Below are 10,822 nucleotides of genomic sequence, written 5' to 3'. Positions count from 1 at the left end.
TGATCAACAACCTCAACCCTCATCGAACCGCCACCGTTGACGTTTTTCGCGCTTGCAAAAAACGACCGCTTGCGGTGCGGAGATGGGGGGCCGTCAATTGCTTAACTACTGCCTCTTGACCAAGCTAGAAAAGGGTGGGACCAGCGAGCTTGCGAGCGCCGGCCCACCAGCATCGGCAACGTCACGCTCGGTGGCCCGGCGCACGCAAGCTCGCTGGTCCCACCCTACGTGGCGAACCCACAGTTAAGACACTGCCACCACGCCCGGCCCCTGGTTCCCGAGGCCAGCATCCGGTACAACGATTCAAAACGATACTTGCACTATTCCGGTTCCACGAGACGCATTCCATGAAACTCTCAGACAAGACGGCACTGGTCACAGGCGGGGCGACGGGCATCGGCTTAGGCATTGCCGTGGCGCTGGCGCAGGAGGGCTGCCGGGTGGCCATTTCGGGTCGCCGCGAAGACAAGTTGCGCGAAGCCGCCGCCCGCTTTCAGGGCGCGCCTCCGCTGGTGTACCGCCCGGCCGACGTCGGCGATTTGAAGAGCGTCGAGAGTCTCGTGGCGTGGGCCACCGATGAGCTCGGTCCGCTCGATATCGTCGTCAACAGTGCGGGCGTCAACGTGCTGCGCCGGACGCTGGTCGAACTTTCGCCCGACGACTGGGAACAAATGATGCGCATCAACGCCACGGGCGCCTTTTATTGCTTGCATGCGGTGCTGCCGCAAATGCGCGAGCGCCGCGACGGGTTGATCGTCAATATCTCGTCGATCGCCGGCAAACGGTCCAGCCTGCTGGGAGGCATCGGCTACACGGCGTCGAAGTTCGCCATGACCGCCTTGGGAATCACCGCCGCCCGCGAAGTGGCGGAATATGGCATCCGCATCACGAACATCTATCCCGGCGAGGTCGATACGCCCATCCTGGAGCAGCGTCCCAAGCCGGTCAGCGCCGAGCATCGTGCCCGCATTCTCAAGTCCGAAGACGTAGGGGCCGCCGTGCTGATGGTGGCCTGTCTGCCCGCGCGTGCCCACGTGCCGGAACTGGTCATCAAACCGACCAGCCAAGACTACTTCTAAGAATTTTGGATTTTGGATTTTGCAATCCAAAATTCAAAATCGGCAATCCAAAATCCCTACAGTCCCGCATCCGTGCCGGTATCGACATCGGTGCTCGTGTCGCGCCGCAAATCGCCCACGCCGGGCAAGCGGTCTGTGAGCCGTTCGAGGCCCCGCATGCTGAACCGCGTGCCCGTCACGTCGAGGCAATAAAGTTCGTCGGCCAAGGCCGACAGGGGTTCCACGGCGTCATCGGTGACGGACGTCCGGGCCAGATAAAGCGACGACAACTGCTTGAGCGGTCGCAGCCGTTTCAGACCGGCGTCGGAGACGCGCGTGCCCGACAAGCTCAAGATGCGCAGGTTTTTCATGCCGGCCAGGCACTCCAGGCCGTCGTCAGAGACGCCGGTGTTTTCCAGCAAGAGCTCTTCCAACTGGCGGAGGTGCTTGATGCGGTTCAGCCCGGCGTCGGTGATGGCCGTGTTGCGCAGGCTCAGTCGTTTGAGGCCCGACATTTTGCGAAGCGCGGCCAGGCCGGCATCGGTGATGGCGGTGTTGCCAAGCCGCAACTCTTCCAGGTGCCGTAGGCCCCGCAGTCGCAACAGGCCCTCGTCGGTCACGTTGGTGCCGGCCACGCTGAGGGAGTTGAGATTGCTCTGCCGTGCGACCCAGCTCATCGAGTCGTCGCCGACGGCGGTCGCACGAAGTCGCAGCTCGCGCAGCCTGCGCAACCCGTCGAGTTGCTGGATGCCGCGGTCGGAAACCTTGGCATAGTTCAGGCACAACTCTTCCAGACCGGCACAGCGGCCTACGGCGGCCATGGCCTGATCGGAAACCAGCGTGTGTGCCAGATCGAGGCCATGCAATTGAGACATCGTCGGCAGGGCCCTCAAGCCGGCGTCGCTGACGCACGAATTCGCCAGATCGAGCACTTGCAAGTTATCGAGATCGTCCAACTCGGCGAACGACGAATCGCGAACGCTGCTCGAATGCAGGGACGTCGCCCTACCCGACTTGACAAGGCCGAGCTGGTCGCGGACGGCGGCCTGCAGTTCGTCCTCGCTCACCGGGCGCTTCCCGTCCATGACGGCTTCCGAGCTGCGCTCGCATCCGGCGGCCGCGGTCGAAACAACGATCAGCGCCGCTGCCAGCCACCGCCGTGGCCCGGAGCGCGCGAGTGTCCATTGCATGCTTGTTAAGAAGAAAAAACTCTGTTCCGGGAAAGCGGCCCTGTCGGGCACACATCTCTTAAACCCGGCGCCTCAATAGAAGTTCCGCGAAGGCGCCGGGTGGTTACACCCATTTTACGGCGTGGATAGCCACGGGCGACCGAAAATCCGTCCCGGCCATCGTTTTTTTGCGGCCGTAAGCGAATCGTCAATCGCAAAATCTTCAAAAGACGAAGCGACTTAAGTTAGCATCGGGCGCCCGGCGTCAAGCATCGATCCTGACGCCTGACGCCTGAAACCTGACCCCTCAAGTCGATGGCCGGCGCCCGCAAGCACGCTGGCCCCACCTTACGTTTTCCGGCGGCCAACCTACTGCCGCTAGTCGGTCGCGGGCCGCTTCGGCTTGGCAGGCTTGGGCGCCTTGGACTTGACGCCCGCGGGCTTTGGGGCCGCGTCGTGCAGGTCCCAGGCGGTGACCCACTCTTCACGATCGGCTTTCAGCTTGAAATCGGCCATCAGCCGCTGCGCCATGTCGGGCATGTGGCCGGCACCGTAGAAAATGGCCAGGTGCTTCTTGCCCGAACGGATTTCCTTGGCCAGCACCGCCAGCGCTCGCTTGTTGCGCTCGGTGATCAGCGTCGAGCCGTCCGGCCCGTTGAAGGCCGACATCATGCCTTCCAGGTCTTGAAACTCCTCGGCCAGCACGCGTTTGAGAGCCAGGGCCCGGTTCTTGTCGAACAGCGCCATCAACAACTCGGCGTCGAGCGAGCCGTCGCCCTTGTCCTGCTTGGCCAGGCTTTGGCCCAGCACGCGAAAGACCAGCGCCCAGATGCTCTCTCCCCGCTCGTTCATCGACTTGCTGAATGAATCGGGCGACATGTCGGCATGCACGAAATTCTTGCTGTGATAGTCGATGTGGTCGAGCTGAAAATCGAGGTCGAGCAGATCCTTCAAGCCGGTCTGCAGGCGGCTGACGGGATGGTTGCTCTTGGCGCCGCCTTTGGGCACGCGCGTCCCCTCCGGCGCGACGAGCTCGTAAAGCAAGGCGTCGTAATCGGCGAATTGCTTGTTCAGCCGCTCGTAGTATTCCTTCTCGCCGATGTGGACCGCGGCGACCAGATCGACCTCCAGACCCTTGCGGGCCTCGTCGGTGGCGACGAAGCGCACGACGGCGGTTTGCATTTCGAGCGGCCGACCGCGGTCGTCGCGCACCAGCCGAATGTATTTGCCCGCCGGCGAAGGCCCGTTCGCTTCCTTCTTCGCGGCGTTCTTGGCATCCTCTTTGACCGGCGGTTCCGCGGCCAGCAGCGGAAAGGCGAGCCATGAAAACCATAATGAAACGGTCAAGACCAGAAGCGGCCGGGAAATGCGGGTATTCATCGCTTTTTAACCATCCAACGGAAAGAGACCTACCGAAAAGTATAGGCCGAAGGCCACGAGCGGGCAACGCAGGCCCTTGGTCACCGCACCAGCCCCAACGTGGCCCACAGGCTGGGATCTTCGCGATAGGCGAATTCGCCGGGGCAGTTGAACGTTTGCTCGCCGATTTCGCGATCGACGACGGCGTAGGTAAAACCGAGCCGCGGGTTTTCCGCCGGATCGAAGCCGGTCAGGGCCGCGGCCGGAACCAGCCCTTCCAGCCGATAGCCGTCGGCACGCTTTTCGCGCAGCACGCGCAGCACGCCGGGCCGGACCGGCTTGGCGTTTTCTTTGGCGCGGTAGACGAGCACCTGGTCGGCGCAGGGCTCGTCGAGTCCGCGGCCGGCGCCGGCGGGCATGAACATGAACTGGTGGCAAAAGCGGCTGGCGCGGTGGATGTTGTGTGTGTCGCGGGTGTCGATCCACAGCCGCACGCCGTCGCTGTCTTCCGGCCGGCTTTCGCGGCACCACGGGGCCTGTCGCTTGCCGCGCACCTCGGCCACGAAGGCCACGCCCGCCTCGCTCCAGGCCACTCGCATCTCGGCGAACGTCGGCAGGCCATCGAGCTCCGTCAATTCCGGCAGCCGGAACGACTCATCGAGCTCGGCGCCGTTGTCGGTCCACAGCGGGCTTTGGTAGCGGCAGGGCAGCGCGAAGCGAAACAGGAAGCTGGCGGGTAGAAGAGTTTGGCTCATGGTCATGGTGAGTGTTTGCCGACCGTGATTCTACGTTGTCAAACCGGCCGCGTAAATGCGGGCGACCAATCGGTCTGCTCCGCGATGATCTTGTTGCCGGACCGTCGCGGTCGGCCGCCGCCGGTCTTCTTGCCTTGATCCCACGCGCGCCGCAGGATAGAACCGTATTGTCGAGTTCCCTGAAGTCCACGGTCCTGAATCATGATCGACCTGCGTAGCGACACCGTAACCAAACCGACGCCCGGCATGCGGGCGGCCATCGCGGCCGCCGAGGTGGGCGATGACGTCTTTGGCGAAGACCCCACCGTACTTCGGCTGGAAGAGACCCTGGCCGCGATGCTCGGCAAGGAAAAGGCCCTCTACGTGCCGTCGGGCACGATGTCGAACCAAATTGGCGTCCGCGTGCATTGCTCGCCGGGCGACGAGTTTCTCTGCGAGACAAGCTGCCACGTCTACCAATACGAACAGGGCGCGTTCGCTCAACTAAGCGGCGTCGTGGCACGGCCGATCGACGGCGAGTTCGGCGTGCTCAAGCTGGAACAGCTCGTGGGCCTGATTCGGCCCGAGAACGTCCACCACGTCCGCACGCGCCTGGTGTGCCTGGAGAACACGCACAACCGCGGCGGCGGCCGCGTTCAACCCTACGCCGAGGTCGAGCAGATTTGCGCCTGGGCCCATGCCAACGGCCTGGTGACGCACCTGGATGGCGCCCGGCTGTTCAACGCCGTGGTGGCGACGGGCATCGACGCCGCCCGTTGGGCGCAGCACTTCGACACGGTGAGCGTTTGTTTTTCGAAGGGGCTGGGGGCGCCGGTCGGGTCCGCGTTGGCCGGACCGCGCGAGTTGATCGAGCGTGCCCACCGCCATCGCAAGCTGTTCGGGGGCGGCATGCGGCAGGCCGGCATTCTCGCCGCGGCGGCCCTGTACGCCTTGCAAAACCACGTCGAGCGGCTGGCGGAAGACCATGCCCAGGCGCAGCGGCTTGCCGCGGGAATTCGGCAGATCGAGGGGCTGGAGTTGCGTCCGCCGCAGGTCGACACCAACCTGGTCATTTATCGCGTCGATCCGCGGCTGGGCACGGCGGCCGAATTCGCCGCGCGGCTCAAGCGCCGCGGCCTGCTGATCAGCGCCTTTGGCGGCCAGTTGATGCGGGCGGTCACGCACCTCGACGTCGGCCCGGCCGACATCGAGCGGGCCGTGGCCGTGCTGGCCGAGGTTGCCGCCGAAACACCCTCGGCCACCGCGACCGGGCCGCTGGCTGAGTCGGCCTACGTGCGGGCGAAATAACGGGAGGCCCCAAAAGATGATCCGGTGAAACCGGGTTTTTATCGTCGCCGCCAACGTGTGCATCCTGGCATGGCACCCCTACCACGTGCCGCCCGCTTCCGCGCAGGAGCCGAACAGTATTGGAACAGTATTGGGACATTCTGGTTTTATGAAAAAGCAGAATGTCCCTTTTTCCCTCCCCTATTCGCAAAAGGGTTAGCCGCGAAGGTCCTCGGCCTGCGGTCTCTCAATCGAGTATTTATACGTTTCCAGGCGTGCAACGCTGTTGCCCGCATCCTCAAAGCCGTAGCGGTACATGCCGATGTGCCACAGGCGGATCGACGTATCGGCCATGATCTTGTAGCCGCACAGCCGCGCGCGGCGCGAAAAAGCGTAATCCTCGCCCAGATACGAAAGCCTTCCTCCCCAGTCTTCCAGCATCGGCATGAAAAACGGAATCGCACGGCGCGGTCCGGTCTCATCACATATCGGCAGGCTGAAGCGCCGCTGGATGGTGACATACACCGCGCGGCGGACGAGCAAGAAGCCCGTGCCGGCGTACAACACCTCCACCAGCCCTCCGCCTTCGCCCATCGTGATCGCAGCTGTGCCGGGAAGCGGCGCCACCGCCAGCCCTCCGAGAGGCGATTTTCGCGCGCAAATCCCGGCGGCGACCGGCACGTTGTGCGACCTGAGTTTTTCCACGACATCGGGATCAAAGCCCGTATCGGCATCGACCCAGAGCGTCTCCTCGAAGCCCTTATCGAGGGCGCCCGTGGCCAGCATGTTCCGCCCTTGATCGATGGACGAACACCCGCGTAGCCGCGTAACTGCGTAGCCGCGGCGCTCGAGCTCCAAAAGAGCCTCTTCGCATTCCGGCTCAATGTACCGCATGGCGGGCACAAGTACGGCACACGAGATTTGCACGCTCCGTATATGCACCTGCGGCGCCGCTGACGCCGGTTCTGGCCCGGCTGAGCCTTGCCCTCCACGGGTAAGCTCGGCTGTCAGCGTGTACCCGAGGCGCGCGGCCATTTCTCTCGTTCGTTCGACCAGCAAGGCAACCTCGTCTGCGCGCAACTGGGCTGCGCTGTTCGCGCCGTTCTCAGGCTCAGCGGCTGAAACCGGCGGCGACAGCCGTTCCCCCAGGTAGGCTTCGATATGCCCCGGCGAGGCCGCCATCGCCTGCTCGTAGCCGACCAGGATGCCATCGACTTCTTTGTGCCAGAGTTCGAAGCTGGCAACGAGGCGGCACCACTGCTCCGCGAAGCCAGCCGCCCAGCTCAGATCGCGCCCCTCGACTGCCGCAGAGGTGCCCATTGAGCGCAACGCCGCCACGAACGCGTCGATCGGGTTGCGGTGCAGAAAGACAAATCTCGCGCGCGGAAAAAGCAGCCTGAGATAGAGCGTATGTTCTCCGTTGAGTCCGGTCCACGTCGCCCCCCAAGCGTTTTGCTCGCAAGCCCCGGTTGCCGCTCGACAAACTCCTCGCAAGAAAGCTGCCTGTGTGCATGCGACTTGCCTGAATGTTTCGGCGTTTGGTGCGCGCTCGGCCGCGCCTTCGGGCGCCATTTGCGGGCAACTCGCCGAGCGCACAAGCTGCCAGCCCATGGCGGTAATAAGCAGCGGATCCAGCGTCGACTCGCTCCCCCACGTCCGCGCCAGCCGCCGCTGAAGGTCGCGTTCCCCGCAGCCCCAGCCCGCCGCAAAAATGAAAAACGGCGCGTCGTCTGCGTCGCTTATCGGCCGCGCAACTTGCCGGCTGATATCCGCGAGGCTGAATGCCAGCGATTCGGCCTGTCCGTGTCCGTTCATTGGTCCTTCTTCTGCTGCTCTGCGACCCGAAGTCGCTCTGCGCCGGACGTTTCCTCGAGAACGAGCGTCACGTCGAACCGCTCTTTGCCTCGAGTCACGCCCAGCCTGCGCCTGCCCGGTGTCGCCAAGAGCTTGTGTATCTGGAATATCGGCATCGACGATGCTGCGCGACCGTCGACCTTGTCGATCACGTCGCCGGTTCTTATGCCGGCCCGGTGCGCCGCGCTCCCCGCTTCAACGTCAACGGTCGTCTCGCCGTTGGGTCGCCAAACTCCCATTCCGCTTAAATCGTGGCGGCTCGGCTCGTCATACATCCGGCCGGGCTTCAGGTACATGATCATCGAGGGGAAATCGAAGGTGACCACGTAACGAGCCAGGTACCGGGTTCCAAGCGCACTGCGCGTTGCGCCGGAAAACACCAGGCCGCGGTGCCGGAAGCCTTCCAGGTCGACTACATCAAGTCGCGCCCGCGGTTGGGCGACGAATTCTCTGCTTCCGACGGATACCGCCTCTCCATTTTTGAAAGGGGTCGCGTCGCCGGCGCGAACCAGGCGCTCCAATAAGCGCGTTTCGAGGTGTCCGACGCCGACGAGCCCCGTGTCGATGGCGAACAACTCGCGCGCCCCGCCGATGTCAACCTCCGCGACGATTCCGCCGTGCTCCGACGAAAAATATAGTGGGATGCGCTTGCCGGCGTCGTCCGGCACCGAGTCAAGGAACGCGAGCTCGCCTCGATCGAAATCGATCCGCACCTGCTGGCTCTGGAGATAATCCATCCCCAGGCAACCGTAGATTGCGTGCCCAGACACGCTGCGCATCAAGGACAGGTCCGCGCAATCGACCACGGAGACGCCCGACAGGGCGCGGCCCGCGATACTTGCGCGAGGCGCCCTGAAGTATGGGGTCGAGATCTCGCCCAGCGGTGTTCGCGTGCGAGCCGTCCATAGCGCCTCTCCCAGCTTATCGCGGAAGCACTCATCGAAAAGAGTGCCGGTACACCCCGTGTCGAAAATGAAAAGATAATCGCGGCCGTCGAACCGCACGGGAAGCAGCGGGGCGTCGCCGCCGCTGGCGACGGAGAATTTCAAAACGCGGGATCCGGGCTCTTCGCTCGCATAACCGCAGCGCGCGATCAGGGCCGCCGCAGCGGCCAGCAGCACTGCCTGGATGACGCGACCCGGGCTGCGGACGACGCTCGTCCGGGGTATCGTAGCAGTCGTGACATGCACGGGCGCCGACCACAGCGTCGCGAGGGGCCCTCGCAGGTAATCTACTGAATTCCGACATGACCGGGTCATTTTTTCAATATGAAAATCCCAAGCCGCCGCCCTTGAAGCCGGGCCCCCCTGGGTACGGAGTCCATGTCATTCCGCCGGCCTTCCAGCCGCCTGGCAACGAATACGGGAGATAGTACTTGGCGGGGTAAATCAGCGGTGGTGGTGCTACGAACTGTGGCGGCTCAGTCGAAGGCGAGAATGCGTGCTTCTCGCTTGTGCCGTCGCTGTAGTACGTAATGACGCCGTCAGGCACGTACTTCTGTCCGGTGATGTGACGACTAAACGGCTGCTGCATGATGTAGCCTCCAGGCTTCGCCTTTGGCTTCTGGTGGAGGTAGCCGCCCGGTTTAAGTTTTGGTGGAGTCCCTTTTGGTTGCTGGTGGAGGTAGCCGCCCGGATTGCTTTTTGGTTGCTGTTGGCCCTGATTCTCTGGTCCTTGTTGGGGATACAATCCAAGCGGATCAAAGTTGTCAATTGGGTTGTTGCCCACATATCGGTCCAAGTTCGGGTCTCGAGCGGCAAACCCCTTCGGATCCGCACTGATCCACCGCCCCGTGGCCGGATCGTACCAGCGGTGATAGTTGCTGACAAGGCCGGTGTTCGGATCGTCGTGGCCGCCGGCGAAGCCGGCCCAATTGATCACCGCAACGTTGCTGGTGTAGACCTCATCGCCGAACGAAGTGAAGACGTCGTGGTTCACCAGATTGCCGCTGTTGTCGACGTCGTCGCGGGGCGTGCCGAGGTTGTCGTCGGCCATGTAGGTGTTCACGCCCCCCTGCGTTAACGACGAGACGGCTTCCTGAATCATCACCTGGTCGACGCCGGCCGGGTCGAGCGCCACCAGGTTTCGCTGCGTCAAGTTCCCGCTGCCGTCGAACACGAACGCCGGTTGGGCCAACAGCGTGCCCGGCACGCCGGCCTGCGGCAGTTCGGGCGAAACGTCGAGCGCGTACCAGGCGACCTGGTTGTAGGTGCCGCTGCCGGTCGTGTCGGCCTCGGTGGCCAGCAGATGATCGAAGACGTCGTACACGTAATGCACGTGCTCGCTGAGCACGCCGTTGTTGTCGTAATACTCGACGTCGGTGAGCCGGTTGCGATAGTCCCAACTGTAGGCGGTTTTGTAGTGCGTCGAGTAGGTCGATGCGATCTGCGTGCGGACGGTGGTGTTGCCGTCGGCATCGTATTGGTAGTTGTACGTGCCATCGCTGGTCATCAGGTTCGGCGAACCGGTCGAATATCCGGTCATATTCCTGTTCCCGTTCTTGTCGAACGAGTCACTTTCGTTGGCGGGCTGGTGGCCGCCGCTGGCCGTGGTGTAGGTCGCGCTAGTAAGTTGGTTCGTCGGGTCGTAACCATAGGTGGCCGTGCCGTCGATGCTCGAGAAGCTCGTGACGTTGTTGGCCGCGTCGTAGCCCCAGCCAAGGGTGTCGATCGTGTTCGCGCCGGCGTTCGACGTGTAGGCCAGGCCCGTGAGGCGGTCGCCGGCGTCGTAGGAATAGGCGCCGTGCAGCACGTCGCTGCGCGGGCCGCCGAGCGTGTTGTACGCCCACGTATCCGTGACTTGGCCCAGCGCGTTGTAGTCGTAGTCGATCTCCTTGGGCGAAATGACGTTCCCGCCGTTCTGGTCCTGCTGCGTGACGGCGGTCAGTTGCTGGTCGCCGTTAAAGGCGTAGCTGTTCAGGTAATCCGCGGTGCTGGCGATGGTCGCCGACTGGCTGGTGCGGTCGCCCATCAGGTCGTAGGTGTTCGAGAGCACCACGTCGGGGACGTTGGGCGTGCCCGCGTTGTCGGTCGAAATGACCTGACCGTCGCCATCGTAGGCGAAGGCGTAGGCCGAGTTCGGGTCGCTGGCCGAGGTCAATTCTCCGGCCAGGTCGTAACCGTAGGCCATCGTGGCGACGACCGTTGTGCCGCTCATCCAGTTCTCGGCCGTGAGCTGCTGGTCGTTGTTATAGACGAAATCCCGAACGCGCCCGTCGGCATCCGTGATGCTGGTGACGTCCGACGACGCGTCATAGGTCGTCGTCGTCGTGCCCAGGGCATTCGTTTCGGACGTCGGGCGGTTGAGAGCATCGAAAACCCAGGTTGTGCTGTTATTGGCCGGATCGACCAGCTTGGTCTCG

Annotated in this window: 8 protein-coding genes; 2 read left to right on the top strand and 6 right to left on the bottom strand. The window is 63.4% G+C overall.

Annotation, left to right across the window (positions count from 1 at the left end):
- Positions 1–347: 347 nt before the first annotated feature.
- Entirely contained in the window at positions 348–1,079 is a 732-nt protein-coding gene (locus VNH11_28255; GenBank protein ID HVA50280.1) for an SDR family oxidoreductase, read from the top strand.
- Between the two features lie 56 nt (positions 1,080–1,135).
- On the opposite strand, the gene VNH11_28250 is transcribed toward VNH11_28255, so the two are convergent.
- The 3 genes from VNH11_28250 to VNH11_28240 form a co-directional block, all read right to left on the bottom strand.
- On the bottom strand, positions 1,136–2,248 hold the full coding sequence (locus VNH11_28250; GenBank protein ID HVA50279.1) for a hypothetical protein: 1,113 nt from the start codon (positions 2,246–2,248) through the stop codon (positions 1,136–1,138).
- Positions 2,249–2,605: 357 nt separating this feature from the next.
- The gene (locus VNH11_28245) at positions 2,606–3,607 is read right to left on the bottom strand and encodes a hypothetical protein (protein HVA50278.1); all 1,002 of its coding nucleotides are present in this window, start codon (positions 3,605–3,607) and stop codon (positions 2,606–2,608) included.
- Positions 3,608–3,687: 80 nt separating this feature from the next.
- Positions 3,688–4,341: a hypothetical protein gene (locus VNH11_28240; GenBank protein HVA50277.1), complete on the bottom strand. Its 654-nt coding sequence runs from the start codon at positions 4,339–4,341 to the stop codon at positions 3,688–3,690.
- A 201-nt stretch (positions 4,342–4,542) separates the two neighbouring features.
- On the opposite strand from VNH11_28240, the gene ltaE reads away from it, so the two are divergent.
- On the top strand, positions 4,543–5,628 hold the full coding sequence (ltaE, locus tag VNH11_28235) for a low-specificity L-threonine aldolase (GenBank protein ID HVA50276.1): 1,086 nt from the start codon (positions 4,543–4,545) through the stop codon (positions 5,626–5,628).
- A 195-nt stretch (positions 5,629–5,823) separates the two neighbouring features.
- On the opposite strand, the gene VNH11_28230 is transcribed toward ltaE, so the two are convergent.
- The 3 genes from VNH11_28230 to VNH11_28220 all read right to left on the bottom strand — a co-directional run.
- Entirely contained in the window at positions 5,824–7,422 is a 1,599-nt protein-coding gene (locus VNH11_28230) for a sulfotransferase (GenBank protein ID HVA50275.1), read from the bottom strand.
- Positions 7,419–8,582: an aspartyl protease family protein gene (locus tag VNH11_28225; GenBank protein ID HVA50274.1), complete on the bottom strand. Its 1,164-nt coding sequence runs from the start codon at positions 8,580–8,582 to the stop codon at positions 7,419–7,421. The genes VNH11_28230 and VNH11_28225 overlap by 4 nt, the downstream gene beginning before the upstream one ends.
- 142 nt (positions 8,583–8,724) lie before the next feature.
- A partial coding sequence (locus VNH11_28220) for an RHS repeat-associated core domain-containing protein (GenBank protein ID HVA50273.1) occupies positions 8,725–10,822 on the bottom strand: 2,098 nt, incomplete at its 5' end.

Source organism: Pirellulales bacterium (assembly GCA_035533075.1).
In the GTDB taxonomy this organism is placed as follows: Bacteria; Planctomycetota; Planctomycetia; order Pirellulales; family JAICIG01; genus DASSFG01.
Note: the sequence above shows the minus strand (reverse complement) of the source record. Positions and strands in the feature narration are given on the sequence as shown.